Origin of the sequence: Belnapia sp. F-4-1 (genome assembly GCF_000802185.1) — a bacterium.
In the GTDB taxonomy this organism is placed as follows: Bacteria; Pseudomonadota; Alphaproteobacteria; order Acetobacterales; family Acetobacteraceae; genus Belnapia.
Map to the genome: position 1 here is coordinate 2,956,851 of NZ_KN676113.1, position 26,859 is coordinate 2,983,709.

The following is a 26,859-nucleotide window of genomic DNA, read 5'->3' on the forward strand; positions in this document are numbered from 1 at the left end:
GGTGCGATGGGTGGGCTGATGCATGTGCTGCGGACGAACAGCTTGCCGTCGATCGCCGTCGCGCTGCTGTTGGCGGCGGGGCTGACCGCCATTGGTCAGACCCAGTTCGCCTCGCTGATGGCCTGCATCGGTGGGATACTGCTGATGTGGAAGAGCGAGCGCGACAACCCGGGCGCCCCGCCCGAGCTCGACCCCGCCTGATCATGGATGGACGTTGAGGAAGCGGGCCGCCTCCGGCGCCTCGCCATCCCCGCCCTGATGCAGGGCGGCGGCGCGGGACAGGGCGGCGCGATCGCCCTCCGTCAGGCGGGATTCCTCGCGCAGATGCTCGGTCCAGCTGTCGACGATCCAGAGCTCCACCCAGCGCTCGGGATGGGCGACATCCTCGTAGAGGCTCCAATTCCCCGCGCCTGAGCGCAGCCTGACACGCCGGACCTCCTGCATGGCGGCGAGGAAGGCGCGGCGCTGCGCCGGGTCGATCCGGTAGCGGACCACCTCCATCACCCGGCCGGAAGCCTCGCCCAGGAGGCCGCGCAGCTCGGCGGCGGGCGCCTCGGGCTGCGGCATGACGGCGGAAGCGGGCGGCGCCTCGCTCAACGCCAGGCTGTCGATCCGCCAGGGCCTGACCAGCACCGCGGCGATGGCGCAGCCGGCCGCCGCCAGGCCGAGGGCGAGCGGCACGCTGAAGCTGCCGCCGAGCCAGCCGGCCAGTGCCGAACCGAGTGCCATTACCCCGAAGAAGCTGAGCTGGTAGATGGCGATGGCGCGCGCCCGCACCCAGCCCGGCGCCGCCAGCTGCGCCGCGGCGGCGAGGGTGCTCCCCGCCGTGATCCAGGCCGCGCCGTAGAACAGCATCCCGAGCACCGCCGGCGCCCAGTGATGCGAGACGGCGAGGATCGCCATGGCGACGGCGGCGAGGATGGAGGCCCAGAACACCGTGCCGCTGCGGTCGAGCCGCCCGCGCAACGCGGGCAGGGCGAAGCCGGCGGCTACTGCAGAAAGGCCCATTACCCCGAGCATCAGGCCGAAGGCCTGCGGGCCAAGCCCCAATTGCTGGCGGACGAAGAGCGGCAGCAGCCCCCAGACCGCCGCGGTGAAGAGGAAGAAGGCGCAGGCCCGGAGGATGGTCGCCTGCATCGCCGGGCTCGCCTGGACGAAGCGCATCCCGGCCCGCATGGCGGAGAGCAGGTGCTCCTTCGGCATCCGCCGCGGCGGCTCTGACCTGCGCCAGAACAGCAGTGCCAGGATCAGCACGAGGAAGGCGACCGCGTTCAGCGCGAAGGCCGCTTCCGGGCCGGCCGCGGCGATGGCGAAGCCGCCCAGCGCAGGCCCCACCGCCCGTGCCAGGTTGAAGCCGATGCCGTTCAGCGCAATGGCGCCGACCAGGTCTTCGCGCGGCACCAGCTCGTTGGTGGTGGCGGCCCAGGCGGGGAAGTTCATCGCGCTGCCGATGCCGATGGCGAAGGTAAGGGCCAGCAGGCCCCAGGGGCCGATCGCGTCGGTCACCGTCAGCACGGCGAGGATCAGCGCCATCAGCAGCACCCAGGCCTGGGCGCCGAGCAGGAAGAGGCGTCGGTCGACGATGTCGGCCAGGGCGCCCGCCGGCAGGGCCAGCAGGAAGACCGGCAGCATGGTCGCCGCCTGCACCAGCCCGACCATGAAGGGTGAGGGCGAGAGGCTGGTCATCAGCCAGCCGGCGCCGGTGTTCTGCATCCAGCCGCCGATATTGCTGGCGAGCGTCGCCAGCCAGAGCATGCGGAAGACGGAATGTCGGAGAGGAGCGAATGCGCGGGGAAGAGCCATGCCGCCAGAGTGCCAGCCTCACCCGGTCCTGCCGATAGTGAACCTCTTGTGGTGGCCCGCTCAGGGCCGAGCCGATGCCAAGACTGCCTCAGAATTCGGCGTCGAATTCCAATTCCGTGATGCGCGCCTCCGGCTCCTGCCGCGCCGCGGCGATCCATTCCTGCACCTCGGGCCAGCCGAGGACGGTGTGTGCGAAGCCCTCGCAGGCCTCGTCCAGCGCCACGTCGTAGCTGCGGCAGCGCAGCACGACCGGCGCATACATCGCATCCGCGAGGCAGGGCCTGTCGCCGAACAGCCAGGGCCCGCCCCAACGCTCCAGGCAGCCGCGCCAAAGGGAGAAGATGCGCTCGAGATCCGCCCGCGCCGCCGACCAGACGGTGAAGCCTGGCACATGGGCGCGGAGGTTCATCGGCAGGGAGGAGCGCAGCGCATGGAAGCCTGCATGCATCTCGCCGCAGATCGAACGGCAGCGCGCCCGGGCCAGCCGCTCCGCCGGCAACAGTCCTGCCTCCGGCCGCAGCTCGTTCAGATACTCGGCGATGGCGAGCGTGTCCCACAGCTCCGCCCCGTCATGCAGCAGGCAGGGCAGCAGGATCGAGGAGGATTGCAGCAGCAGCTCGGCCCGCGTCGCCGGGTCGTCCGGCGAGACCAGCTCGGTGTCGAAGGGCAGGCCGGAAAGGCGGAGGATCAGCCAGCCGCGCAGCGACCAGGAGGAGTAGTTGCGGCTGCTGATGCGCAGCACCGCACGCGACGCCTTGGGCTGCGGAGGGGCAGGCCTGCGACGCCTGGTTTCCGACATCCCGCTCTCCCCCGCTGCCCGTGTCAGGCTAGCAGCCGGTTCGCTGTTGCGAAACCACGCTCTGCTGTCACCATGCGCCATCGCAGGCGAGGCGCGACAGGGACCGCCGATGATCTATCAGATGCTCCAGGCCGGGCAGGACGTGCTCACTCCCTGGCGGCTCCAGGCGCGGGGCTGGGCCGGCATCCTCTCGCGGATGCCGGCGCGGTACCGGGCCTTCGATGCGCTGCACGTGCTGCGCGGCACGTTCGAGACCTTCGGCCATGCCGGCGTCACCCATAGCCGCCCGGATTTCGGGATCGGCCCGGTCCGCGTCGGCAACCGGCTGGTCGAGGTGCGGGAAGAGGTCGTCGCCGCCACGCCCTTCGCCAGCCTGCTGCATTTCAGGAAGGAGATCGACATCCGCCTGCCGCGCGTGCTGGTGGTGGCGCCGATGTCCGGCCATTTCGCGACGCTGCTGCGCGGCACCGTGCAGGTGCTGCTGCAGGACCACGATGTCTACATCACCGACTGGCACAACGCGCGGGACGTGCCCCCCGAGGCCGGCCGCTTCGGCCTCGACGAGTTCGTCGAGCATGTGATGCGCTTCATCGAGAAGGTCGGGCCGGGCGGCCATGTGCTCGCCGTCTGCCAGCCGGTGGCCGCGGTGCTCGCCGCCGTCGCGCTGATGGCCGAGGACCGCAACCCCTGCTCGCCCCGCACGATGACGCTGATGGCGGGCCCGATCGACACCCGCCAGCACCCGACGGAGGTGAACCGGCTGGCCAAGACCCGGCCGATCGCCTGGTTCGAGCGGAGGATGATCGACCGCGTGCCATGGCGCCACCGCGGGGCGGGGCGGCGGGTCTATCCCGGCATGCTCCAGCTCGCTGCCTTCATGGCGATGAATCTCGGGCGGCACATGGCGGCGCATCACCATCAGGTCTGGCACCTTGCCGATGGCGAGGTGGCGAAGGCCGCCATGCATCGGCGCTTCTACGACGAGTATTTCGCGGTCATGGACCTGCCTGCCGAATTCTTCCTCGAGACCGTCGCCGCCATCTTTCAGGACCATGCGCTTCCTGAGGGACGCCTCGCCTGGCGCGGCCGCCCGGTGCGGCCCGAGGCGATCCGCCGCACCGCCGTCATGACGGTGGAGGGCGAGCGCGACGACATCTGCGGCATCGGCCAGACCATGGCGGCGCTCGACCTCTGCCGCAGCGTGCCGGTGACGATGCGGCGGCACCACCTGCAAACGGGCGTCGGACATTACGGCGTCTTCAGCGGCCGGCGCTATGCGCAGGCGATCTACCCGCGGGTGCGGGAGATGATTCAGGCACATGAGGGCTAGGGATGCTCGATAGGCTGTTTTCGATTGCTGCCCGCGGCAGTACGCCGCGGCGGGAGGTGCTGGCAGGGGCCACCACCTTCCTCACCATGGCCTATATCGTCATCATTAATCCGCAGATCATGGCCACCACCGGGATGGATGCGGGTGCCGCCTTCGCCGCCACCTGCCTCGCCGCCGCCATCGGCTCGGCGCTGATGGGGCTGCTGGCGAATTTCCCGATCGCCCTCGCGCCGGGGATGGGGCTCAACGCCTATTTCGCCTTCGCCGTGGTGGGCGGCATGGGCGTGTCCTGGCAGGTGGCGCTGGGCGCCGTCTTCCTTTCCGGGCTGATCTTCCTCGCCGTCTCGCTGCTGCGCGTCCGGGAGTGGCTGGTGAACGGCATCCCGCTCGGCCTCAAGCTCGGCATCGCCGCCGGCATCGGCTTCTTCCTCGGCCTGATCGGGCTGAAGGGGATGGGCTTGGTCGTGGCGCATCCGGCGACACTGGTGACGCTCGGGCCGCTGTCCGAAACCTCGACGCTGCTCTCCTGCCTCGGCTTCCTGCTGATCGCCGGGCTCTCGGCGCGGCGGGTGCCGGGGGCGCTGGTCATCGGCATCCTGGCGACGGCGCTGCTTGGCCTGCCCTTCGGGCTGACGGAGTTCGGCGGCGTCGTCAGCGTACCGCCCTCGCTGGCGCCGACCTTCCTGCAGATGGACATCGCTGGCGCGCTCGGCCTCGGCATCGCCGGCATCGTCTTCACCTTCTTCCTGGCCGACCTGCTCGACAACACCGGCACGCTGATCGCCACAACGCACCGCGCCGGACTGATGCGGCCGGACGGCACCGTACCCAATCTCGGCCGCGCGCTCTTCGCCGACAGCGGCGGGGCGATCCTGGGTGCCGCGCTCGGGACCAGCACGACGGTCAGCTACATCGAGAGTGCCGCCGGCATCCAGGCCGGCGGGCGCACCGGGCTGACGGCGGTGACGGTGGCCGCGCTCTTCCTGCTGACGCTCTTCCTCGCGCCGCTGGCGACGGCGATCCCCGGCTTCGCTACCGCGCCCGCGCTCGTCTTCGTCGCCTGCCTCATGGCCCAGGCGTTGCGGTCGGTGGAGTGGGACGAGATGACGGAATACGTCCCCGCCATGATCACCGCCCTTGCGATGCCCTTCACCTTCTCGATCGCCACCGGCATCGGCATCGGATTCATCAGCTATGCGGCGTTGAAGCTGCTGGCCGGGCGAGGGGCCGAGGTGAGCGGCGCGGTCTGGCTGATCGCAGCGCTCTGCATCGCCAAATTCGGACTGGCCTGACCATGCAACCCATCTGCCTCAGCTTCGACAACGGCCCGACGCCCGGCGTGACCGAGACAGTGCTGGAGGTGCTGGCGCGCCGCCGCATCCCGGCGATGTTCTTCACCGTCGGCGAGCGGCTGCGTGACCCGGCCGCGCGCAAGCTTGCCGAGCGCGCGCGGGCCGAGGGCCATCCGGTCGGCAACCACACGCTGACGCATGGCGCGCCACTCGGACGCCGCGGCGGCGCCGAGGCCGTCCATGAAATTCAGGAGACGGATGCGCTGCTCGGCCCGCTGCGCGAACCGGAGCGGCTGTTCCGCCCGAATGGCGGCGGCGGCACGCTCGGGCCGCATCTGCTGAACGCCTCCGCGGCCGCGTATCTCCGGACGGGCGGCCATACGGTGGTGCTGTGGAACGCCGTGCCGCGCGACTTCGCCGACCCCGAGGGCTGGCCGGACACCGCCCTCGCCATGGCCGAGGCCGCGACCGCGCCCGTGCTGATGGTGCTGCACGACCTGCCGAACGGCGCCATGCGCCATCTCGACCGCGTGCTGGGCATGCTCGCCGATCGAGGCGCCCGCTTCCTCGCCGAGCCGCCGGCAGAGTGCGTCCCGCTCCGCGCCGGCCAGCCGATGCCCGGCTTCGCTGCCTGCGTCTCGGAGGACCCGATGCCATGAAGCGCCGCCATCTCCTTGCCCTCGCCCTCGCCCTGCCAGCCACGGCCGCGCGGGCGCAGGCCTGGCCCGACCATCCGGTCCGATTGGTCGTGCCCTTCGCCGCCGGGACGACGACCGATATCCTCGGCCGCATCGCCAGCGCTGCCATCGCCCAAGGGGTGGGCCAGCCCGTCGTCGTCGACAACCGCAGCGGCGCCGGCGGCACGGTCGGCACGGCGGCGGTGGCGCAGGCGGCGCCGGACGGGCACACGCTGCTCTTCGGCACCAGCGGCACCATGGCAACCAACCCGGCGATCATGCCGAACCTGTCCTACGACCCGCTGCGTGACTTCGCGTCGGTCGCCAGCTTTGCGCGCACCTCCGTACTGCTCGGCGTCAGGCCGCAACTCGGCGTGGCGACGCTTGACGAGTTCCTGGCGCTGGCGCGGCGGCGGTCGCTTTCGGTCGGCTCGGCGGGCACCGGCACGACGGGTCATCTCACCCAGGCCCTGCTGCAACTGCGCAGCGGCGTGGCGACGACGCATGTGCCCTATCGCGACGGAGCACGGGCGGTGACCGACCTGCTGAACGGCACGCTGGATGCGATGGTGTACCACCCGCTCGGCTTCCTGCCGCACATCCAGTCGGGTGCGATCCGGCCGCTCGCCGTCACCGGCGCGACACGGCATTCCCTTTTCCCCGAGGTGCCGACCATGGCGGAGGCCGGCCAGCCGGGCGTGGTGGTGGAAGGCTGGTGGGCAATCTTTGCCCCGGCGAGGACGCCAACGCCGATAATCGCGCGGCTCAACGCCCTGACGAACGCTGCGCTGGCAGCGCCCGCGACCCTGGCGGAACTGCGCCGCCAGGGCCTCGAGGTGATGGGCGGCACGCCGGAGGCGCTGGCCGAGCAAACCCGCGCCGAAGTGGCGGCGCAGCGCGAACTCGTCCAGGCCGCCGGCATCACCGCCGACTGATCAGCGGTTCTCCTTCAGCCGCCCGTCATTCTCCGGGTCCTTCACCCGGCCCTGGCCGCCATGCTCGACATCCTGGCGCCCATCCGTGGTGTGCTTGGAGATGCCTTGGTCGCGGTTCTCCTTGAGGCGCCCGTCATGCTCCGGGTCCTTCACCTGGCCGCGCTGGCCAGTGTGGTCCGCCTGCTGGCCGCTGCTGTGCTGGCCGCCGCTCTGGCCGCCCTCACCGCCGCGGTTGCCCTTGAGGCGCCCGTCATGCTCCGGGTCCTTCACCTGGCCGCGCTGGCCGGTGTGGTCCGCCTGCTGGCCGCCGCTGTGCTGGCCGCCGCTCTGGCCGCCCTCGCCGCCACGGTTGCCCTTGAGGCGCCCGTCATGCTCGGGGTCCTTCACCTGGCCGCGCTGGCCGGTGTGGTCGGCCTGCTGGCCGCCGCTCTGGCCGCCCTCACTGCCGCGGTTCTCCTTGAGGCGACGATCCGTCTCCGGATGCTTCACATCACCCTGGCCATGATCCCCGTGACGACCGTCCTGCTTCGTTGCCATGTCATAGGCTCCCGTTGCTGTGTGACGTGCCTATCAACGGGCTGGCGCTGGCACTGTTCGACGGAAGCACGAAAACTTCAGGCCCTTGCGGAGACGTCGTTGCTTACCCTGTCAGCAATCGCGCTGATCGACGGCAATTCGACATTGGCGAAGGCGAGACGCAGATGCCGCTCCTGCTCCGGGCCGAAGAAGGGTCCGGGCAGGCCAAGCAGCCCGCGTCCGGTTGCCAGCGCCTCCGCCGCCGGCATGGCCGACGGACCATCCTCCGGCAGGCGGAGATAGGCGAAATAGGCGCCTAGCGCATCGAGGCGCCAGCCGGGCAGCCGCGCCGCCACCCGCCGGAAGGCTTCGCCGCGCTCCGCCATGATGGCGCGGTTGCCCGCCCGCCAGTCGCGCAGCGCTGGTACCGCCCAGGCCAGCGCCGCCTGCGCCGCCCGTGGCGGGCAGATCTGCTGCGTATCCAGCGCCTTCAGCAGCGCTTCGCGGAAGACCGGCCCACAGGCGATGGCGCCGACGCGGTGGCCCGGCACGCAATAGGCCTTGGAGAAGCTGTAGAGATGCACGAGCCCGTCGCGCCAACCGGCGTCACGGAACAGGTCGTGCGGCGGGCAGGCTTCCGCGGGGAGGAAGTCCCGGTAGGTTTCGTCCAGCACCAGCCAGGCGCCGTGCCTTCGGCAGAGCGCCGCCGCCTCGGCGATCAGCGTGGCCGGGTACACCGCCCCGGTCGGGTTGTTCGGCGTCACCAGCACCAGCACGCGCCCGCCGGCTTTGAGCGCCGCCTCGATCCCCTCGCGCGTCGGCACGAAGCCGTCTTCCGCGCGGCAGGGCAGGGGGATCGCCGGGATGCCTGCCATCTCCAGCGCCATGCGATGGTTGAAGTACCAGGGCACCGGCAGCACCACCGGCCCGCCGAGTACCGCCATGGTCATGCTGAAGGCGAGGTTGCAGCCCGCGGTGATGGCAATGTCGGCCGCGGCGATATCGGCGCCGTAGAAGGCTGCCATGTCCTCCGCCAGCGCTTCGCGCAGCGGCAGGTCGCCATCGATCGGCCCGTAGCCGGAGGTCGCGCGGTCGCCCGCCAGGCTCGCCAGCCGTGCCAGCAACTCGGGATGCGGCGGATAGCCTGGCACCGCCTGGGTGAGGTCGATCAGCGGCCCCGCCGCGCCTGCATAGCGCGCGGCCCAGCCGCGCACGGTCGGGATGGCCGGCGCCGCCGTCGCCTGGATGCGGGGCGAAAGGGTGGGCGTCATGCCTGCCGGATCACCTTGCGCGCCTGCATGTCCTCGATCTCCTCCGCGCTGAAGCCAAGCTCCCGCAGCACCTCCGCCGTATGCTCGCCGAGGCGTGGGGCGAGACGGCGGATATTCGCCGGCGTCCGCTCGAATCTCGTCGGCGGCTTCGCCATGCGGATGCGCCCCTCGCTCGGGTGGTCGTGCTCCTCGAACATGCCGACCGCCTTGAGGTGCGGATGCTCCAGCACGTCCTCGACGCGCGTGAAGCCGGTGGCCGGTATGTCGTGCCGCTCGCAGAGCGCCAGCCACTCCGCCGTCGTCTTGCCGCGCGCGATCTCGGCCATCGCCGCATAGACCGCGTCGATATTGGCGTTGCGCCTCACCGGGTCGCGGACGGAAAGCGTCTCGATCAGGTCCTCCCGCCCGGCGATTGTGAAGAAGGTGACCCAGTTGGCGGTGGAATAGGGCAGCAGGGTGATGTGCCCGTCCCTGGTCGGCGCCGGCTTGCGGTGGCGGAGGCGCTTGTACCCCGCCTCGCCGTTACGCGGTTCGAAGCCGAGGCCGCCCAGATGCTCGACGCTCAGGAAGGCCGTCAGCGTCTCCAGCATCGGCACCTCGACGAGTTGGCCCTCGCCCGTCCGCTCGCGGTGGTAGAGCGCGGCGAGCACGCCGGAAAGCAGTTGCATGCCCGTCACCTTGTCGGCGATGAGCGAGGGGACGAACATCGGCTGGCCCTGGTCCTCGCCGACGATATCGGCAAAGCCGGAGGAGGCCTGGATGATCTCGTCGAAGGCCGGCCGCGCACGATAGGGCCCGTCCTGCCCGAAGCCCGTGGCGACGGCAAAGACCAGGCGCGGGTTAAGCGCCCGGCACTGCTCCGGCCCGAAGCCGAGGCGCGCCATGCCGGCGGGACGGATATTCGTCACCAGCACATCCATCTGCGGGATGAGGCGGCGCAGCACCTCCGCCCCTTCGGGCGACTTCAGGTCGATGGCGAGGTCGCGCTTGTTGCGGTTGATGCCGAGGAAGACCGAGGCCATGCCGCGATTCCGGTAGACGCCGGAATTGCGCACGATGTCGCCGCTCGGAGGCTCGACCTTGATGATCTCGGCACCCCAGTCGCCCAGCATCTGCGTGCAGAAGGGGCCGAGCACCACGGCAGTGAGGTCGAGCACGCGCAGCCCCTTCAGCGGGCCGGTGGCTTCCTTGGGCATCTCGTCTAGCATGGCATTCCCCCGTTGCGGGGAGGATAGGGCGGCTGGCCCTGAATCGAAAAGGGCCGCGCCTCGCGGCGCGGCCCCCTTTCGGCGTCGGTCCTGCTCAGACCGAGTAGTACATCTCGAACTCGACCGGGTGCGGGGTGTGCTCGAAGCGGTAGACCTCGCCCCACTTCAGCTCGATGTAGCTCTCGATCTGGTCCTTGGTGAAGACGTCGCCGGCCAGCAGGAACTCGTGGTCGGCCTCGAGCGCGCCGAGCGCCTCGCGGAGCGAGCCGCAGACGGTCGGGATGCCCTTCAGCTCCTCCGGCGGCAGGTCGTAGAGGTCCTTGTCCATCGGGTCGCCCGGGTGGATCTTGTTCTTGATGCCGTCGAGGCCGGCCATCAGCATCGCCGAGAAGGCGAGGTAGGGGTTCGCGCCGGGGTCCGGGAAGCGGACCTCGACGCGCTTCGCCTTCGGGCTCGTCGCATAGGGGATGCGGCAGGAGGCGGAGCGGTTGCGGGCCGAGTAGGCCAGCAGCACGGGGGCCTCGAAGCCCGGGATCAGCCGCTTGTAGCTGTTGGTCAGCGGGTTGGTGAAGGCGTTCAGCGCCTTGGCGTGCTTGATGATGCCGCCGATGTAGTAGAGCGCTTCCATCGACAGGTCGGCATAGCCGTTGCCGGCGAAGAGCGGCTTGCCGTCCCGCCAGATCGACTGGTGGACATGCATGCCCGAGCCGTTGTCGCCATAGACCGGCTTCGGCATGAAGGTCGCGGTCTTGCCGTAGCTGTGGGCGACGTTGTGGATGCAGTACTTGTAGATCTGCATGAAGTCCGCCTGCTGCACCAGCGGGCCGAACTTGGTGCCGAGCTCGTGCTGCGACTGCGCCACCTCATGGTGGTGCTTCTCGCCGGGGACGCCCATCTCGATCATGGTCGAGAGCATCTCGGCGCGCAGGTCGACCTCGCTGTCGACCGGGTTGACCGGGAAGTAGCCGCCCTTCACGCCGGGCCGGTGGCCCATATTGCCTTCCGGGTAGTCCTTCATGTTGGCGCCCGGGCCCTCGATGCTCTCGAGGGAGAAGTGGCCGAAATTGCCGCCCGTGCCGAACTTCACGCTGTCGAACACGAAGAACTCGGCCTCGGGGCCGAAGAAGGCGGTGTCGCCGATGCCGGTCGACTTCAGGTAGGCCTCGGCGCGCTTCGCGGTCGAGCGCGGGTCGCGCGAGTACATCTGGCCGGTCGAGGGCTCGATGATGTCGCAGAACAGGATGAGCTGCGGCTTGGCCGAGAAGGGATCCATGCAGGCATTCTCGGGGTCCGGCATGAGGATCATGTCGGACTCGTTGATCGCCTTCCAGCCGGCGATCGAGGAGCCGTCGAACATGATGCCGTCCTCGAACATCTCCGCCTCCATGGTGGAGACGTGCTGGGCGGTGTGCTGCCACTTGCCGCGCGGGTCCGTGAAGCGGAAGTCCACGTACTCGACGCTGTGCTCCTTGATCATCTCCATGACCTTGGAGACGGCGGCTGCCTTATCCGACATGCGCTTTATCCTGTACCGTTGGTCCCGAGGCCCCTTGCGGCGCCCCCATGATGCCCCCTGCCGCGCCACGGGCCGGGCCCGCCGCGCGACCCGGCCGGTTGGCCGGGTTTTCCACCGCCAGCCGCGGGTGCAACCCGGCTGCGGCTGATGGCCCGCACTGATGCACCATTCCGGCCCGTGGCGAAATCCGGAATCCGTGATGCATCGGCGTCCTGGCTAGACCGCGTCGTCGCCCCGTTCGCCGGTGCGGATGCGGATCACCTCCTGGATCTCGGAGATGAAGATTTTGCCGTCGCCGATCCGCCCGGTGCGCGCGGCCTGGGAGATCGCCTCGACGGCGCGCTCCACCAGGTCGTCGGTGCAGATCACCTCGATCTTCACCTTGGGCAGGAAGTCGACGACATATTCGGCGCCCCGGTAGAGCTCGGTATGGCCCTTCTGGCGCCCGAAGCCCTTGGCCTCGACCACGGTCAGGCCCTGCAGGCCGATCTCGTGCAGCGCGTCCTTCACCTCGTCGAGCTTGAAGGGCTTGATGATGGCCTCGATCTTTTTCATCGGCTCCGCTTTGCGTTCCAGCGTTGAGGTCCCTGCCGGGACACCGACCCCCGGATCTCTCCGGCCTGACGTTTCCCGCGGCGGACACCCGCTGCGCCGTCGCCGTGCGGGATGTTTTGCACGGCCCGTGCCACGGGTTCAATCGGCCGCGGCTGGGGAATCCGCCGGTCCCGAGCCTGCTTGTGCTCTTTCTAAAAGCAAACAGACCATAAAAAAGGCAAAAGCGTCGGCGACGGAGAGCGGAACGGAAGCGTGGATCGGCCAGCACCCCGCCCGGACCGGGATAGGATCTGCAAGGTATGTCGGGCCGTGCTTTCGGGAGGGCCCCGGTTCGGAAGGCCGGCGGACGGCGCCAGATGACGCGAGGCGCGGGGATCACCCGCATCGTGCGCAACCCGCAACAAGCGTCATCGCTTGCCGCAAGCGGGGGGTATGCCCAATATGCGGACCATCTAGGGAACAGCTTGATGAAGCCGCAAAACGACCTGCTCTCGGCCACCGGCACGACCATCTTCACCGTCATGTCGGCGCTCGCCGTCCAGCACGGCGCCATCAATCTCGGCCAGGGCTTCCCCGATTACGATGGGCCGGAGGACGTCATCGAGGCCGCCGCCGCGGCGCTGAAGGACGGGCGCAACCAGTACCCTCCGCTGACCGGCGTGCCGGAGCTGCGCGGGGCTGTCTCCGCCCACAACCAGCGATTCTACGGCATCGAGGCCGACCCGAATGCCGAGGTCATCGTCACCTCCGGCGCCACCGAGGCGATCACCGCCTGCCTCATGGCCGTCCTCAACCCGGGCGACGAATGCGTGCTGATCGAGCCGCTCTACGACACCTACCTGCCGGTGGTGCGGATGCTGGGCGCGACCCCGAAGCTGGTCCGCCTTTCTCCCCCGAAATGGGAGCTGCCGCGGGCCGAGCTGGCCGCCGCCTTCGGGCCGAAGACCAAGGCGATCCTGCTCAACTCGCCGATGAACCCGACCGGCAAGGTCTTCACCGCAGCGGAACTCGCCTTCCTCGCCGACCTCATCGCCCGGCACGACTGCTACGCCATCTGCGACGAGGTTTATGAGCACCTGACCTTCGATGGCTGGAAGCACATCCCGCTGATGACCCTGCCGGGCATGCGGGAGCGCTGCATGCGGATCGGCTCGGCCGGCAAGACCTTCAGCCTGACCGGCTGGAAGGTCGGCTACATCACCTGCGACCGCACGCTCGCCCCGAACGTCGCCAAGGCGCACCAGAATCTCACCTTCACCACGCCCCCTAACCTGCAGCGGGGCGTCGCCGTCGGGCTGGCGAAGGAGGATGCCTATTTCGCCGGCCTCTCCGCCAGCCTCCAGGCCCGGCGGGACCGGCTGGCGACGGGCCTCGCCGAGCTCGGCTTCGGCGTGCTGCCCACCCAGGGCAGCTACTTCATCACCACGGATTTCCGGCCCTTGGGCTTCAACAGCGACGATGTGGCCTTCTGCCGCATGCTGACCGAGGAGGCGAAGGTGACGGCCATCCCCGTCACCGCCTTCTACGCCAGCGCCGACGCACCGGGCCACTATGCCCGCTTCGCCTTCTGCAAGGGCGAGGCGGTGATCGACGCGGCACTGGAGCGGATGCGCAACTGGCTCGCCTCGCGTGGCGGCCGGCAGTTGACGGCGGTGGCCGGCTAGCTCTATCTCCTGCCTGCGCCGCGGTGCCAGCCGCGGCGCTCGATGTGGCGGCCTTAGCTCAGCTGGCAGAGCGTCGGCTTGTGGTGCCGAATGTCACGGGTTCGAGCCCCGTAGGTCGCCCATCCCTTTCCCCCTCCTCGCGGCCGGCGCAGGATGCGTCCTGACGGGACAGGGGAATGCTCCATGCAATTGACACTCGACGGCCGCGCCGCGCTCATCACCGGCGGCTCCAAGGGACTCGGGCTCGCCATGGCGAAGGCCTTCGCGGAGGCGGGCGGCCATGTCGCCATCGTCGCCCGCGGCCAGGCGGCGCTGGACGAGGCCGCGGCCGCCATCCGTGCCGCCGCGCCCCAGTCCAAGGTCGCCGCCATTGCCGCCGATGTGGGGACCGCCGAGGGCTGCGCCGCCGCCTTCGCCGCGGCGGAGCAGGCACTCGGCCAGGTCGATATCCTCGTCAACAATGCCGGTACCAGCCAGCGCGGGCCATTCCTCGAAGTGTCCGACGAGCTCTGGCAGAAGGACCTCGACCTGAAGCTCTTCGCCGCCATTCGCCTGGCGCGGCTGGCTTGGCCGGGGATGCAGGCGCGGCGCTGGGGCCGGATCATCAACGTGCTGAATATCGGCGCCAAGGCCCCACCCGCCGAGGGCGCGCCCACTGCCGTTTCCCGCGCCGCCGGCATGGCGCTCACCAAGGTGCAGGCGAATGAGGGGGCGAAGCACAACATCCTGGTGAATGCGATGCTGGTCGGCATCATCGAGAGCGACCAGTGGGTCCGCCGCCACGCGGCCGACCAGCGCAACATCACCTGGGAGGAGTGGAAGGAGGAGATGGGCAGGCCGGTGCCCGTCGGTCGTCTCGGCAAGCCGGAGGAATTCGCCGGGCTCGCGCTCTACCTGTGCAGCCAGGTCGGCGGCTATGTAACCGGAACCGCCATCAATGTGGATGGCGGGCGCAGCCCCGTGGTCTGAGCTGCGCCCGCCGCGCGCCTTACCGGCGGGCCGGATAGGCGCCGGAGGTGTTGGAGCCGGTGGCGCGGTCGTAGGCGCGCTCCGCCGCCGTGCCCGGCGGGTTGCCCGGGCGGCCATCGGCCTGGCGCGGATAGGCGCCGGAGAGATCGGTGCCGGCGGTGCGGTCCACGGCGCGCTCGGCGGCAGTGCCGCTCGGGTTGTTGCCGCGGCCATCGGCCGAGGTGCGGGGGCTGTCCGTCGCCCGGTCATAGGCGCGCTGCAGCGCCGTGCTCGGCGGGTTGCCGGCGGTGCCGTCGCGCGGGCCGCTGCTGCATGCGGCAAGGCCAGCCAGCAGGGCTGTCGCAGCGAGGGCGGGCAGCAGGCGAGGGGATGTCATCGGACTGGCTCCTTCTGGTTGTGTCGTTGCGCTAAAGCAGGGGACACCCGCGGGTTCCGTACCGATCGCGCTTCCGCTACAGCGCGATGACGAACGATTTCGGGAGGGCATGGACATGGCAGGCAGCTTGCGCGTGGCGATCGGCGGTCTCGGCGCCATCGGCGGCCATCTGGCCCGGGCGCTGGATGCGGGCGTGGATGGCCTGCGCCTCACCGCCGTCGCGGCGCGGGACCAGGGCAAGGCCCGCCAGGTCGTTGCCGGCTTCCGCAGCCCGCCGGCGCTGGTCCCGCTCGCCGAACTCGCCGACGAGGCCGATGTGGTGGTCGAGGCCGCCCCCGCCGCCGTCTTCGAGGCCATCGCCGGGGCCGCCATCGCCCGTGGCCGCATCTTCGTCCCGAGCAGCGTCGGCGCCTTGCTGCCGCGGATGCACCTGATCGACCGCGCCCGCGAGACCGGCGCCCGCATCATCGTCCCGACCGGCGCGCTGCTCGGCCTGGATGCCGTCCGTGCCGCTGCCGAGGGGCCGGTCGCCAGCGTCACCATCGAGACGCGGAAGCCGCCCCGTGGCCTCGAGGGTGCGCCCTACCTGGTCGAGAACGGCATCGAGGTGGCGGGACTGACCGCGCCGCGCCTCGTCTTCAAGGGCAATGCCTTCGACGCCGCCCGCGGCTTCCCGGCCAATGTGAACGTCGCCGCCGCGCTGGCGCTGGCCGGCATCGGCCCGGAGCGCACCATGGTCGAGATCTGGGCCGACCCGGCGGTGACGCGCAACACCCACACCATCCGCGTCGAGGCCGCCGCCGCCCGCCTGACCATGACCATTGAGAACGTGCCGAGCGAGGAGAACCCCCGCACCGGCAAGATCACCCCGCTCTCGATCCTTGCCTGCCTGCGCGGCCTGACCAGCACGCTGAAGGTCGGGACCTGATCAGGCGCGGGCGGCCAGCACTCCGCCGCCCGCGACCAGCCCCGCCGCCGCGGCGACCTGCCAGGTGAGCGTCCCCTCGCCGAGTGCGATCAGCAGCAGGGTGGAGGCGATCGGCGTCGCATAGGCCAGCGTGCCCAGCAGCCGCGGGTCGCCCCGCTTCATCCCGATATCCCAGAGAAAGAAAGCCGCCCCCATCGGCCCGAGCCCCATCAGCGCCACCGCCAGCCATTGCCGCGGCCCCGGCATGGCCGGCGGCTCGAAGCCGAGATGCGCCGCCAGGGCCAGCAGCGCCGAAACCAGGCAGAACCCCGCCACCGCCTCGGTCGGCACGCCCGATAGCCGGCCGGACAGGACGGAATAGAGCGCCCAGGTCAGTGCCGCCCCGATGGCGCAGGCGAAGCCCGCCATCGCCTCGGCCGGGAAGCGCGCCCCGCCGGCCAGCAGCACCGCCGCCCCCGCCGCCCCCAATGCCACCCCGGCCAGCCGCCGCGGCCCGAGCGGCAGCCCAAGGATCGGCGCCGCCAGCAGCACGATCAGCAGCGGCCAGAGATAGTTCAACAGGTTGGCCTCGAGCGGCGGCGCCAGGGCGAGCGCGGCGAAATAGAGGGCGTGGTACCCCGCCAGCCCGCCCACCCCATGCGCCCAGGCCAGCGGCGACTGCCGCAGCGCGCCGAGCCGCCCTCGCATCGCCAGCATGGCCAGCCCCAGCACCCCGCCGGCGGCGAAGCCGAGCGCGGTCAGCAGCAACGGCGGCAGCGGCTGTGCCAGCAGGGCGAGCGGCGCGAGGAAGGCCCAGAGCGCGAGCGCGGCGCATCCCGCAAGCGTGGCATTGTTCGACAAGTTGAATGGGTTCCAAAAACGCGGCGGCACCATATGCTGCGCCACAGCATTTGCGGAGACGCCTCCATGGGATTCCTCGCCCAGTTCGTCATCACTGCCTTCGCCCTCTGGGCCGCGACGCAGATCGTTTCCGGCATCGCGGTGCGCAGCATGCCGAGCCTGTTGCTGGCGGCGCTGATCTTCGGGCTGGTGAATGCGGTGGTGCGGCCGGTGCTGGTGCTGCTTTCCCTGCCGCTGACGATCCTGACCCTCGGCCTCTTCCTGCTGGTCATCAACGCGGCGATGCTCGGCCTCACCGCCGCGCTGCTGCCCGGCTTCCGCGTCGATGGGTTCTGGCCGGCGCTGCTCGGCTCGATCGTCGTCTCGGTGGTGAGCTGGGCGGCGGCCCGGCTCTTCGCCGGATTCTAGTCGCCGAAGGTCAGGTCGACCGCCGGATGCGGCTCCCGCCCCTCGCAGGCGTCGAGGTAGCGGAGCAGGATGCGGTCGAGCACCGGGGCGGGGCCCATCGGCCGCTCATCCATGGAGCCGATGACGGTGATGTCGTTCAGCGTGCCGACGGCGGCGATCTCATCCGCGATGATGAGCTCCGTCCGCTCGATCGGCCGCCGCTCGAAGCCAATGCCGAGATCGGCGCAGAGGGCCGCGATGATGTCGATGGTGATGCTCTCGAAGGCGCCCTCGCTGGCCGGCGGCGCCACCACCGTGCCGTCCCGCACCATCACCAGGCCGGAGCCGATGAACTCCGCCACGCGTCCCTGCTCGTTCAGCAGCACCATCTCGGGATAGCCCCGGCTGCGTCCTTCGATCTTGGCGAAGCGGGCGGCGAGGTAATTGAAGCTCGACTTGATGCGCGCCGGCACGGCGTTGTCCGCAGCCCGCCGCCAGGTGGAGACGCCGGTCGCCATCCGCGCCGGCACGCCTCGCGGATAATGGTAGGCGGCCAGCACCAGGTCGGTGCTGTCGCCGACGCCCCAGTGCCCCTCGACCAGGAAGAGGGTGGCGCGAATCCACATGTTGCGCGCCGGCTCGCGCTGGCAGGCGGTGATGGCGTGGCAGGCGGCGTCATACGCCTCGAAGCTCATGGCGAAGGGCATGTGCATCAGCGCGGCGGAGCGCTTCAGCCGCTGGTAGTGCCGCCGCATCGCCAGCAGGCCGAACCGCCCGTCCGGTTGCCAGAAGCCCTTCAGCCCCTCGAAGACGTTCATGCCGCGCTGGCACCCTTCGGAGGTGACGTGCAGCACCGCCTCCTCCCAGGGGCGCACCCGGCCGCCGGCATAGATCCAGAGTGGCCGCTGCAACTGCGGCTTGGGCGAGGGCGCCGATACTTGATTCATGCTTATGTCCGCACGCTGCGCCGTATGGCCTTTTTCGAAGCGAAATCGATCCTAACCGCGGCTTCCGCAGCGCGGGACACACTTATCCGTTCATTACGAAATCGCCAGAAACCGGACCGCTGCATCAAGGCCCGGCCATCAGTTCCCGGCCTGGTCCTGCGCCTGCCTGCCCTGCCTCACGGTGCAGGCGGCGCAGCGGCACGGCGCTGAAGGGGCTGTCCGCGGCCTCGATCACCGGGTCGAAGCGGAGTCCGGCGAGCAGCCCGCGCAGGATGATGCCGGCCTTGGCGAATTCCCCGCCGATGGCGAGGTCGAGCGCCTGCAGCCCCTGCTGCCGCAGCAGCCGCAGCATGGCACGCCCGCCCTCGAAGCGACGCCTGAGGAAGACGTCGTTGCGGATCCTGTAGAAGTGGTAGGCGATCCGCACCGGGTCGCGCTCGGTGTGGATGTCGAGCGCGCCGGCGATCCGGCGGAAATGCAGCGCGCAGCTGTCGCCGACGATGAAGCCCGGCCGGTCCCGCGTCACCCGCAGCGTGAACTCGGTATCCTCGCCCCAGATGAACATCCCGGCGATCGGCAGGCCATGCCGCTCCAGCGTCTCACGCGGCACCAGGTCGGAGACCAGCGCGGTGCGGATGACGGGCAGGAGCCGGTGCTCCAGCAGGTCGGGCCAGTTCTCGTAGGCGAGCGCGTTCCGCCGCCGGTCGACCTCCGGCACGTTCATCGCCTGGCCGTCCGGCGCCCGCACCACGGAGCTGAGGAAGGCCGGCGTCACCTGCCGCTCCGCCAGAAGCGCGGCCGCGGCCAGCAGCCCTTCGAGCGCATCCGGCTCCGGCAGCACGTCGTCGTCCATCACCCAGACATAGTCGGCGCCCGTCTGGTAGCCGAGCCGCATCATCAGGTTGAAGCCGCCCGCCGCGCCGATGTTGCGCTCCAGCACATGCGCTTCCACCTGGCCGAGCCAGGCCGTCTCCAGCATGGCCGGAGTGCCGTCGGTGCTCGCATTGTCGAGGACGATGATGCGGTCGCAGGGCCTTGTCTGCGCCGCCAGCGCGGCCAGGCAGCGGCCTAGCAACTCCTTCCGGTTGTAGGTCAGGACCACCGCGCAGACCTGTACCATGCCGAGGCATCTCCGCATTACGCTCATGGAGAAGCGCATGCCGTTTCGGCCGCGTCCAATATCCTCTCGGTGAGGCGGAGCCAGCTCCGATCACATCGCTTCATCCGGCCGGAGGCATTCGCTCGCCGTGGCGCCGCCCTAGCCGCCGGTCAGCCTTCGCCAGGGCTCCCAGGACTCGATCAGCGCCGCCATGGCGGCGTAGCCGGCGCTGTCGGGGTGGATGCCGTCGCCCTTCGCCGCGCCGTGCCGCCAGGCGCCGTTCGCCGAGAGCGGCCCATGTAGCGGCAGGAAGGGCGCCTGCACCGCCGCCGCCACCGCCGCGAGCTCGGGCGAGAGGGCGGCGGTGCGCGCATCATGCCCGGCATCGTGCAGCGCCGGCGGCGGGCCCAACATCAGCGTCGTCCATCGCGCCGCCGACCAGCCAAGCATCGCCGCGGCATTGTCGAGCGTCGCCTCCAGCGGCACCCGCGGCATGCCGTCCTCGAAGGTCACGTCATTGGCGCCGAAGCAGAACACCACTGCATGGGTGTCGCCGCTGGCGGCGAGCAGCCGGGCCAGCACTTCCGCCTCGGCCCGGCGGCGGATGTCGGCGCTGGTGTCGCGGCGGATGCCGAGGTTGTAGGAGGTCGTCGCAACGCCGCGTCCCCAGGCCGCGGCGGTGATGCGCCCGACATAGCCGAGCGCCGTCTCGTCGCCGGCACCGGCGGTGAAGCTGTCACCGACGAAGCAGATGCGGAGGTCGTGGCTCATGCCGCGCCTGGCAGCTTCCGGTAGGGCAGCGGCGCGAAGCGCGTCGGGTGGAGGGCGATGTCCTGCCACACGCCGCCGGTGACATAGGGATCCTCCGCCAGCCAGGCGCGGGCCGAGGCCTCGTCCGCCCTGGCGATGACGGCGATGGAGCCGATCATCCGCCCCTCCGGTGCATCGAGGATGGCGCCCCCCATGGCGAGCGTTCCATCCTCCGCCATCGGCCGAACCCGCTCCATATGCGCGCCGCGCACGGCGAGGCGCCGCTGCTCCGCCCCTGCGTCCCGCCCGTCCATGGCGAGGATGACCATATGGGTGGGGGCGCTGGCGATCGGCGCGCCGGGCTGCGGCAGCGGCCGGTAGGGCAGGGGAGCGATGCGAAAAGGATAGGTTTCCACCTTCTGCCACACGCCCTCGTGGTTGAAGGGCTCGGCGGCAAGATAGGCATCGAGCCCCGCCCGGTCCGGCACGTCCAGCACCATCAGCGAGCCGGCGGCCCGCCCCGCGGCGGTGAAGAGCGGTACGCCGAGCGCCAGCCGCCCATCCGCCGCCCAGGCCGTAACCACATCGAGATGCCGGTCCCGCACGGCCATGCGCCGGGCGGATGCGCCCTCGTCATCGCCGTCGAAAGCCAGGACTGCGTAACCCATACCGGAATCCTCCCGCGCCGAGGATGGCGTGCGGGGCGCGGGAAGACCAGAGTGCTATTGGCCGGGGTGCTACTTGTTGGTGCGCCCCACACGGTTCGGCGTGACGGCGCCGGAGGGGCTGACATCGTTCAGCACATCGCCCTCGATGGTGTTTTCGCCCTCGATCACCTCCGGGTCGACGCCGGTGCGGGAAAAAATGCCCTTGGAAGTGCCGATGCCGGGGTTGCGCTCCAGGTCGTCGGGCGGGCGCGGCGTGTCGACGCTGCGGCCGTCGCCGGGATTGTCGGAACCGATATTGTGCTTGCTGCTCACTGGCATCTCCCCTTGTCCAGAAGATGCCCTGAACGGCCGGCGGCGGATGCTGTTCCCCGCCGCCGGACGCCACGCCTCAGTACATGTGCTGGCCACCGTTGATGGAGAGCGTCGAGCCGGTGATGAAATCCGCATCGTCCCCGGTCAGGAAGACGACGCCGCGGGCGATGTCCTCCGCCGTGCCGAGCCGCCCGCGCGGGATGCGGGCGATGATCTTCTCGAGCACATCGGCCGGCACCGCGCGCACCATCTCGGTGTCGACATAGCCTGGCGCGATGGCGTTGACGGTGATGGAGAGCCGCGCCCCCTCCTGCGCCAGGGCCTTGGTGAAGCCATGGATGCCGGACTTGGCCGCAGCGTAGTTTACCTGGCCGTACTGCCCGGCCTGGCCGTTGATCGAGCCGATATTGACGATGCGCCCGAATTTCCGCGCCGACATCCCGTCCCAGACCAGCTTCGCCATGTTGTAGCAGGAGCCGAGATTGGTATCGATGACGCTGTCCCACATCTCGCGGGTCATGCGCTTCATCGTGCCGTCGCGGGTGATGCCGGCATTGTTCACCAGGATGTCGACCGGCCCCACTTCGGCCTCGATCTTTTCCACCGCTTCGGCGCAGGAGGTGAAGTCCGAAACGTCGAACTTGTAGCAGGGGATGCCGGTGCGCTCGGTGAAGGCGGCCGCCGCCGCGTCATTCCCCGCATAGCTGGCGACCACCGTGCGGCCGGCGGCCTTCAGCCCCTCGCTGATTGCGGCGCCGATGCCGCGTTGCCCGCCGGTGACCAGTGCGACCCGTGCCATGAACTTTCTCCCTGTGTTTGCTTGCGCCCCTAGGTCAACGCGGAAAGCGGCGAAGGATCAAGCACCAATGATGCAACGAGGCCGGTATTGCCCCGGCCGTCTGGCGGGTCTAGGCCATGCATGCGCGAACTGCCCGGGAAGCCCGCCATGACCCTCCCTGTCCGCCGGAGCCTACTCCTCGGCCTCGGCGCTGCCGGCCTGATCCGCCCCGCCCTCGTCCACCCTGCCCGTGCCCAGGCGGGGCGCGCGGTCACCGTCGTCGTGCCCTATGCGGCCGGCGGCGGCACCGACATCACCGCCCGGGAGTTCGCCCAGATCTTCGCCCCGGAGATCGGCCAGACCGTGGTGGTCGACAACCGCGGCGGCGCGGCCGGCCAGGTCGGCTCGGTCAGCGTCGCGCGCTCGAGGCCGGACGGGACGACGCTGCTCTTCGCAGTCTCCACCAACATCGTCGTCAACCCGCATCTGCAGAAGGGCGAGCGCCTCGACCTCGCCACCGCGCTGCAACCGGTGGCGCAGGTGTCCTCCTACCAGTATGTACTGGTGGTGCATCCGGACGTGCCGGCGAAGACCCTGCCGGAGCTGCTTGCCTTCATCCGCGGCCGGCCGAAGGGGGAGCTGACCTATTCCTCGGGCGGCATCGGCAATGCCAACCACCTGGCCGGGGTGCTGTTCTCCGAGGCGGCGAAGGTGGAGATGGAGCACGTCCCCTATCGCGGCACCGCCCCCGCCCTGCTCGACGTGGTGGCCGGGCGCGTGACGATGAATTTCTCCTCGCCCCCGCCGGCGCTGGCCATGGTGCGGGAGGGCAAGCTGCGCGCCATCGCCGTGACCGGCGAGCGCCGCATCGCCGCCCTGCCGGATATGCCGACCCTGACGGAGGCGGGCCTGCCCAATGCGGTCATCGCCGGCTGGCACGGCGTCTTCGCCCCGGCCGCCACGCCGGCGGAGCTGATGAGCCGCATGGAAGCCGCCGCCCGCCGCGCCGCCGCCACACCGAAATTCGCGGAGCGCCTGGCGCATGACGGGCTGGAGCCCGCACCGGACCGCCCTCGCGCCGCCTTCGCCGCTGCAGTCCGCACCGAGAGCGATTACTGGGCCCGCAAGGTGAAGGAGCTGAACCTCCAGCTCGAATAGGCGCCTACCAGCGCCGCCAGCCCCAGGGCCGGCCGTAATAGCCACGCCCACCATAGAAGCCGAAGGATACGCTCGGCCCCCAGTAATAGGGATAGGCTGGGTAGGCGTAGGGCACGGCATAGCCATAGCCATAGGCCGGCACGGAATAGGCGGTGATGGCCGGCTGCGGCGCCTGCATCGTGTTGCCGGCACTGGTCATGCATTGGGCGTAGGCCGTGTCGTAACGCCCTTGCAGGTTGCCTGACGAGGCCTGCGCATTGTTGGCGCCGACCGCGGAGCCGGTGAGCAGCCCGGCCCCGGCACCGATCGCCGCCCCGGCTCCCGCCGCCCCGCCCGCCGAGCCGATCAGCGCCCCCGCCGCGGCGCCGAGCGCCGTGCCGACCGCGGCGCTGCCGACGGCCGACTGGTTCGCCGCCTGGGCCGGCGTGGCGCCACCGATCGAAGCCTGGGCGTAGTTCCGGCAGCCGATATCCTCGTTCTGGAACTGGGCCAGATCCTTGCCCTTGGCCGGCATGGCATAGAGGCTTGGCCCGCTCGGCGGCGCCACCGCGCAGGCGGCGAGGGAGAGCGGGAGGATCAGCGCGAGGCTGGCGCGTGCGGGGCTCATCGTGGCTCGTCTTCTTCAGCAGGGACCATTGGTTCAGATATATGGAGCGGCCGCCGGATTGCCGCACCGTTCGTTACATTTCAAGGCGTTAAGACCCTCGTGAACCCTCGGTGAGCAACCGGGCGAAGAGCGGCACCGCCGCCTCCAGCGCCGCCAGCTCCACGCATTCCCGCGGCGTATGCGCCGAGCCGATCGCGCCCGGCCCGAGCACGACGCAGGGGGCGAGAGCCTGCAGTTCCGAGGCGTCCGTCCCGAAGGCCGCCGTGCGCGCCGGCTGGCCGGCCAGCCGCACCGCCTGCCGCACCAGCGGATGGTCCTCGGCCAGCTCCGGCGGCGACCCCTCGGCCGCGATGGCAAGCTCCACCCCCGCCCGCTCCGCCGCCGCGCAGATCTCGGCGAGGATCGGCTCCCGGTCCAGGCTGCGGCTGGCGCGGAACTTGATGCGGCAGGTGGCCAGCGGCACCGTCACGTTCACCGCCGTGCCGTGGTTGTCGATCACCAGGTTGAAGTCGGTGAAGGGCGGATCATAGGTCGCATCCTGCAAGGCAGGGTCCTCCCTGAGCCGCAGATGAATCGCCCGCATCTCGGCGAGGAAGGGGATCAGCGCCCAGTTCGCGTTGCGCCCCGCCGCGCCGGAGGAATGCGCCTGCACCCCATGCGCCCGGGCGGTGATGTTGACCGAGGAGCGATGCCCCCGCACCGGCACGAGGCCCGTCGGCTCCGCGACGACGATCCCCCTGAGACCGAGCGACCGCGCCAGCGCACTGCCGGCCACCGCCCGCGCCCCGGCCTTGGTCGTCTCCTCGTCGGTGGTGATGAGGAGCGTCGCCGGCACGCCCTCCGGCACCGCCCGGGCCGCCAGAATGCAGGCCGCCACCGCGCCCTTCATGTCGACGCTGCCGAGCCCATGCAGCACGCCGTCTTCGATCCGTGGCGCCCAGGGGTCCTCCGTCCAGCCCGTCTCCGGCACCGTATCCATATGGCCGGAGAGGGCGAGGCCCCCCGGCGGCCCGCGATGGGCGACAAGCGCCCGCTTCGCCACCCCCGCGGCATCGGTGTAATCCAGCCGCTCGACCTCGAACCCGCCCAACTCCGCCTCGATCCGTTCGGCGATGGCAAGGTTCGACACCGCGGAGCGGCTGTCGATGGCAACGAGGTCGGCGGCGAGGCGGTGCAGGCTATCCATGCCGCCGAGCCTTGCCGCGGACGAACGAAAGGGCAAGTCTCCGCCCATGGAAGCCCCCACCGAAGCCCTGGCCTATCTCGACCCGCGCACCGGCCGCACCTGGCCGCTCGGCGCCCCCCGCTGGTGCGGCGACAACCGCGAACCCCTGCTCCTCACCGACCTGCCGGGCATCGGCCGCGAGCAGGTGGAGGCCGGCACCCGCAGCCTCTGGCGCTACCGCGCCGCCCTGCCGCCGTTGCAAGGAGACCCCATCACCATGGGCGAGGGCTGTACCCCCCTCATCCCCCGCGCCATCAGCGGGGCAACGGCGCTGCTGAAATGCGAATGGTTCATGCCGACCGGCAGCTTCAAGGACCGCGGCGCCTCGGTGATGCTTTCCCTGCTGCGCGCCGAGGGCGTGCAGGCCGTGCTGGAGGACAGCAGCGGCAATGGTGGCGCCGCCATCGCCGCCTATGCCGCGGCGGGCGGGATGCAGGCCAAGATCATGGTCCCCGCCAGCACCTCGCCGGCCAAGACGGTGCAAAGCCGCGCCGCCGGCGCCGAGATCGAGCTGGTCCCCGGCAGCCGGCAGGACTGCGCCGATGCCGCGCTGCGGGAGGCCAGCAGGATCTTCTACGCCAGCCACAACTGGCATCCCTACTTCCTCCAAGGCACCAAGACCCTCGCCTATGAGCTGTGGGAGGACCTTGGCTTCCGGGCGCCGGACAACGTCATCATCCCCTGCGGCGCCGGCTCCAATGTCCTCGGCTGCGCCATCGGCTTCAGCGAGTTGCTGCGCGCCGGCAGCATCGACCAGCTGCCGCGCATTTTCGCCGCGCAGCCGGCGAATTGCGCGCCCATCGCCCGCGCCTTCCTCGACCTCGACCCGGAGCCGGCGCAGCCGACCATCGCCGAGGGCACGGCGATCGCGGCCCCGCTGCGGCTGCCGGAATGCATCGGCGTGCTGCGCCAGACCCAGGGCGGCGCGGTGATGCTGAGCGAAGAGGCCATCGCCGCCGCGACGCTCGACCTCGCCCGCACCGGCATCTATGTCGAGCCGACCTGCGCCCAGGCGGCGGCGGCCTTCGCCAAGCTGCTGGAAGCGGGGACGATCCGCCCGGCCGAGCGGACCGTGGTGGTGCTGACCGGTACCGGGCTGAAGGCGACGCCCCGGATCGCCGAGTTGATGGGAGTGGCGCTGTGACCCTCGACGACCTGCCGACCCCCTGCCTCGTTCTCGATATCGGCCTGCTGAAGCGGAACCTCGCCGCCATGCAGGCGGCCGTTGCGCGCCATCCGGGCCTCGTCCTCCGCCCGCATCTCAAGACCGCCAAGAGCCGCGAGGTCGCCCGCCTCGCCTCGCCGGATTTCGGCCCGGTCACGGTCAGCACCCTCGCCGAGGCGCGCTACTTCGCCGAGGCCGGCTGGCGCGACCAGATCTATGCCGTCGGCATCGTGCCGGCGAAACTCGACGCCGTCGCCGCGCTGAACGAGGCCGGCGCCGCAGTGAAGGTCATCACTGACGACCTAGACGTGGCCCGCGCCATCGCGCTCCATCCCGGCCCCGTCGAGGCGCTGATCGAGGTGGATGTCGGCGAGGGCCGCGGCGGCATCGCGCCCGAGGACCCGCTGCTGGAGGCGATCGGCGCCGCGCTCGGCCCGCGCCTCGCCGGCGTGCTCAGCCATTCCGGCCACAGCTACAACGGCCGCTCGCCCGAGGACATGGCCGCCGTGGCGGAAGCGGAGCGGGCCGGCATCACCACAGCTGCCGGCCGGTTGCGTGCGGCGGGGCTGCCCGTCCCGATCGTCTCGCTCGGCTCCTCGCCCACCGCGCTGCATGCGAGGCGGATGGACGGCGTCACCGATGTCCGCGCCGGGGTCTACATGTTCGGCGACCTGTTCCAGGCCCAGCTCGGCACCCATGCGGTCGGCGACATCGCGCTCACCGTTCTCGCCTCCGTCATCGGCCGCAGCGCTGTGCGCAACACGCTGCTGCTGGATGCCGGGGCGCTGGCCCTTTCCAAGGACCGCAGCACCCAGGCGGCACCGCGCGAATACGGCTTCGGACTGGTGCTCGACCAGCTCGGCCGGCCGAGCCTCGGCGAGGCCATCATCGCCCGCGCCTATCAGGAGCATGGCGAAGTCCGCAACGGGGCGCCGATGCCAGCGTTGCCCCTCGGCACGCGGCTCCGCGTGGCGCCCAACCATTGCTGCCTCACCGCCGCGGCGCATGACCGCTACCACGTGGTGGACGGCGACGAGCGGGTGATCGCGGTCTGGGACCGGGTGAACGGCTGGTAAGGAAACGC

The 26,859-nt window shown here is 70.6% G+C and carries 29 protein-coding genes and 1 tRNA gene; 13 read left to right on the forward strand and 17 right to left on the reverse strand.

Features of this window, described 5'->3' with window-relative positions:
- The first annotated feature begins 6 nt into the window (after positions 1-6).
- Positions 7-201 (forward strand): hypothetical protein, encoded by a 195-nt coding sequence (locus LH62_RS13855; RefSeq protein ID WP_043362134.1) that lies wholly within the window; start codon positions 7-9, stop codon positions 199-201.
- Here LH62_RS13855 and LH62_RS13860 read toward each other — a convergent pair whose 3' ends face one another.
- Both LH62_RS13860 and LH62_RS13865 read right to left on the reverse strand, forming a co-directional pair.
- Complete coding sequence (locus tag LH62_RS13860) at positions 202-1,803, reverse strand: MFS transporter (protein WP_043362137.1); 1,602 nt, start codon at positions 1,801-1,803, stop codon at positions 202-204. It abuts the gene before it with no gap.
- 88 nt (positions 1,804-1,891) lie between these two features.
- Positions 1,892-2,602, reverse strand: a complete 711-nt coding sequence (locus tag LH62_RS13865) for a glutathione S-transferase (RefSeq protein WP_052214429.1) — start codon at positions 2,600-2,602, stop codon at positions 1,892-1,894.
- A gap of 109 nt (positions 2,603-2,711) precedes the next feature.
- Here LH62_RS13865 and LH62_RS13870 point away from each other — a divergent pair, with 109 nt between their 5' ends.
- The 4 genes from LH62_RS13870 to LH62_RS13885 are packed head-to-tail and all read left to right on the forward strand — an operon-like array spanning position 2,712 to position 6,836.
- Positions 2,712-3,932 (forward strand): polyhydroxyalkanoate depolymerase, encoded by a 1,221-nt coding sequence (locus LH62_RS13870; protein WP_043362143.1) that lies wholly within the window; start codon positions 2,712-2,714, stop codon positions 3,930-3,932.
- A gap of 2 nt (positions 3,933-3,934) precedes the next feature.
- Positions 3,935-5,224 carry an NCS2 family permease gene (locus tag LH62_RS13875; RefSeq protein ID WP_043362147.1) on the forward strand — a complete coding sequence of 430 codons (1,290 nt, stop codon included), beginning with the start codon at positions 3,935-3,937 and terminating at the stop codon, positions 5,222-5,224.
- A gap of 2 nt (positions 5,225-5,226) precedes the next feature.
- Positions 5,227-5,883, forward strand: coding sequence for a polysaccharide deacetylase family protein (locus LH62_RS13880; protein WP_043362150.1), 657 nt, complete (start codon positions 5,227-5,229; stop codon positions 5,881-5,883).
- A complete protein-coding gene (locus LH62_RS13885) occupies positions 5,880-6,836 on the forward strand; it encodes a tripartite tricarboxylate transporter substrate binding protein (protein ID WP_043362153.1) in 957 nt (318 codons plus the stop codon). The genes LH62_RS13880 and LH62_RS13885 overlap by 4 nt, the downstream gene beginning before the upstream one ends.
- Here LH62_RS13885 and LH62_RS13890 read toward each other — a convergent pair whose 3' ends face one another.
- The 5 genes from LH62_RS13890 to LH62_RS13910 all read right to left on the reverse strand — a co-directional run bounded on the left by LH62_RS13890 (position 6,837) and on the right by LH62_RS13910 (position 11,902).
- Positions 6,837-7,373: a hypothetical protein gene (locus LH62_RS13890; RefSeq protein ID WP_043362156.1), complete on the reverse strand. Its 537-nt coding sequence runs from the start codon at positions 7,371-7,373 to the stop codon at positions 6,837-6,839.
- Between the two features lie 77 nt (positions 7,374-7,450).
- Positions 7,451-8,623 carry an aminotransferase gene (locus tag LH62_RS13895; RefSeq protein WP_043362160.1) on the reverse strand — a complete coding sequence of 391 codons (1,173 nt, stop codon included), beginning with the start codon at positions 8,621-8,623 and terminating at the stop codon, positions 7,451-7,453.
- Entirely contained in the window at positions 8,620-9,819 is a 1,200-nt protein-coding gene (locus LH62_RS13900) for a CaiB/BaiF CoA-transferase family protein (protein ID WP_144404480.1), read from the reverse strand. Before LH62_RS13900 ends, LH62_RS13895 begins: the two co-directional genes overlap by 4 nt.
- A gap of 106 nt (positions 9,820-9,925) precedes the next feature.
- The gene (gene glnA, locus LH62_RS13905; RefSeq protein ID WP_043362164.1) at positions 9,926-11,347 is read right to left on the reverse strand and encodes a type I glutamate--ammonia ligase; all 1,422 of its coding nucleotides are present in this window, start codon (positions 11,345-11,347) and stop codon (positions 9,926-9,928) included.
- Between the two features lie 216 nt (positions 11,348-11,563).
- Complete coding sequence (locus LH62_RS13910) at positions 11,564-11,902, reverse strand: P-II family nitrogen regulator (RefSeq protein ID WP_043334525.1); 339 nt, start codon at positions 11,900-11,902, stop codon at positions 11,564-11,566.
- A gap of 467 nt (positions 11,903-12,369) precedes the next feature.
- On the opposite strand from LH62_RS13910, the gene LH62_RS13915 reads away from it, so the two are divergent.
- The 3 genes from LH62_RS13915 to LH62_RS13925 all read left to right on the forward strand — a co-directional run bounded on the left by LH62_RS13915 (position 12,370) and on the right by LH62_RS13925 (position 14,535).
- A complete protein-coding gene (locus LH62_RS13915; protein ID WP_043362166.1) occupies positions 12,370-13,566 on the forward strand; it encodes an aminotransferase in 1,197 nt (398 codons plus the stop codon).
- A 47-nt stretch (positions 13,567-13,613) separates the two neighbouring features.
- Positions 13,614-13,686, forward strand: a tRNA-His gene (locus LH62_RS13920).
- A 63-nt stretch (positions 13,687-13,749) separates the two neighbouring features.
- A complete protein-coding gene (locus tag LH62_RS13925) occupies positions 13,750-14,535 on the forward strand; it encodes an SDR family oxidoreductase (RefSeq protein WP_043362168.1) in 786 nt (261 codons plus the stop codon).
- A gap of 19 nt (positions 14,536-14,554) precedes the next feature.
- Here LH62_RS13925 and LH62_RS13930 read toward each other — a convergent pair whose 3' ends face one another.
- Positions 14,555-14,911 (reverse strand): hypothetical protein, encoded by a 357-nt coding sequence (locus LH62_RS13930; RefSeq protein WP_052214431.1) that lies wholly within the window; start codon positions 14,909-14,911, stop codon positions 14,555-14,557.
- A gap of 115 nt (positions 14,912-15,026) precedes the next feature.
- On the opposite strand from LH62_RS13930, the gene LH62_RS13935 reads away from it, so the two are divergent.
- On the forward strand, positions 15,027-15,839 hold the full coding sequence (locus LH62_RS13935) for an aspartate dehydrogenase (RefSeq protein WP_236552549.1): 813 nt from the start codon (positions 15,027-15,029) through the stop codon (positions 15,837-15,839).
- Here LH62_RS13935 and LH62_RS13940 read toward each other — a convergent pair whose 3' ends face one another.
- A complete protein-coding gene (locus LH62_RS13940) occupies positions 15,840-16,679 on the reverse strand; it encodes a DMT family transporter (RefSeq protein ID WP_043365809.1) in 840 nt (279 codons plus the stop codon). It lies immediately after the preceding gene.
- A gap of 66 nt (positions 16,680-16,745) precedes the next feature.
- Between LH62_RS13940 and LH62_RS13945 the strand changes: the two genes are divergently transcribed.
- Positions 16,746-17,087, forward strand: coding sequence for a phage holin family protein (locus tag LH62_RS13945; protein ID WP_043362171.1), 342 nt, complete (start codon positions 16,746-16,748; stop codon positions 17,085-17,087).
- On the opposite strand, the gene LH62_RS13950 is transcribed toward LH62_RS13945, so the two are convergent.
- The 6 genes from LH62_RS13950 to phbB form a co-directional block, all read right to left on the reverse strand.
- Positions 17,084-18,013, reverse strand: coding sequence for an aminotransferase class IV (locus LH62_RS13950; protein WP_082012563.1), 930 nt, complete (start codon positions 18,011-18,013; stop codon positions 17,084-17,086). The genes LH62_RS13945 and LH62_RS13950 overlap by 4 nt on opposite strands.
- Before the next feature lie 124 nt (positions 18,014-18,137).
- Positions 18,138-19,133, reverse strand: a complete 996-nt coding sequence (locus tag LH62_RS13955; protein WP_052214437.1) for a glycosyltransferase — start codon at positions 19,131-19,133, stop codon at positions 18,138-18,140.
- 138 nt (positions 19,134-19,271) lie between these two features.
- Entirely contained in the window at positions 19,272-19,883 is a 612-nt protein-coding gene (locus tag LH62_RS13960; protein ID WP_043362175.1) for a GDSL-type esterase/lipase family protein, read from the reverse strand.
- Positions 19,880-20,530 (reverse strand): YciI family protein, encoded by a 651-nt coding sequence (locus LH62_RS29345; protein WP_082012565.1) that lies wholly within the window; start codon positions 20,528-20,530, stop codon positions 19,880-19,882. Before LH62_RS29345 ends, LH62_RS13960 begins: the two co-directional genes overlap by 4 nt.
- Positions 20,531-20,599: 69 nt before the next feature.
- On the reverse strand, positions 20,600-20,842 hold the full coding sequence (locus LH62_RS13975) for a hypothetical protein (protein WP_201445498.1): 243 nt from the start codon (positions 20,840-20,842) through the stop codon (positions 20,600-20,602).
- A 76-nt stretch (positions 20,843-20,918) separates the two neighbouring features.
- Positions 20,919-21,641, reverse strand: a complete 723-nt coding sequence (gene phbB / locus LH62_RS13980; RefSeq protein ID WP_043362177.1) for an acetoacetyl-CoA reductase — start codon at positions 21,639-21,641, stop codon at positions 20,919-20,921.
- A 147-nt stretch (positions 21,642-21,788) separates the two neighbouring features.
- Between phbB and LH62_RS13985 the strand changes: the two genes are divergently transcribed.
- Complete coding sequence (locus LH62_RS13985) at positions 21,789-22,778, forward strand: tripartite tricarboxylate transporter substrate binding protein (protein ID WP_043362180.1); 990 nt, start codon at positions 21,789-21,791, stop codon at positions 22,776-22,778.
- A gap of 4 nt (positions 22,779-22,782) precedes the next feature.
- On the opposite strand, the gene LH62_RS13990 is transcribed toward LH62_RS13985, so the two are convergent.
- Both LH62_RS13990 and LH62_RS13995 read right to left on the reverse strand, forming a co-directional pair.
- Entirely contained in the window at positions 22,783-23,385 is a 603-nt protein-coding gene (locus tag LH62_RS13990; RefSeq protein ID WP_144404481.1) for a glycine zipper family protein, read from the reverse strand.
- Positions 23,386-23,473: 88 nt separating this feature from the next.
- The gene (locus LH62_RS13995; RefSeq protein ID WP_043362182.1) at positions 23,474-24,571 is read right to left on the reverse strand and encodes a M20/M25/M40 family metallo-hydrolase; all 1,098 of its coding nucleotides are present in this window, start codon (positions 24,569-24,571) and stop codon (positions 23,474-23,476) included.
- A gap of 46 nt (positions 24,572-24,617) precedes the next feature.
- On the opposite strand from LH62_RS13995, the gene LH62_RS14000 reads away from it, so the two are divergent.
- Both LH62_RS14000 and LH62_RS14005 read left to right on the forward strand, forming a co-directional pair.
- On the forward strand, positions 24,618-25,754 hold the full coding sequence (locus LH62_RS14000; protein WP_043362184.1) for a pyridoxal-phosphate dependent enzyme: 1,137 nt from the start codon (positions 24,618-24,620) through the stop codon (positions 25,752-25,754).
- Positions 25,751-26,851: an alanine racemase gene (locus LH62_RS14005; protein ID WP_043362187.1), complete on the forward strand. Its 1,101-nt coding sequence runs from the start codon at positions 25,751-25,753 to the stop codon at positions 26,849-26,851. The genes LH62_RS14000 and LH62_RS14005 overlap by 4 nt, the downstream gene beginning before the upstream one ends.
- Positions 26,852-26,859 lie beyond the last annotated feature (8 nt).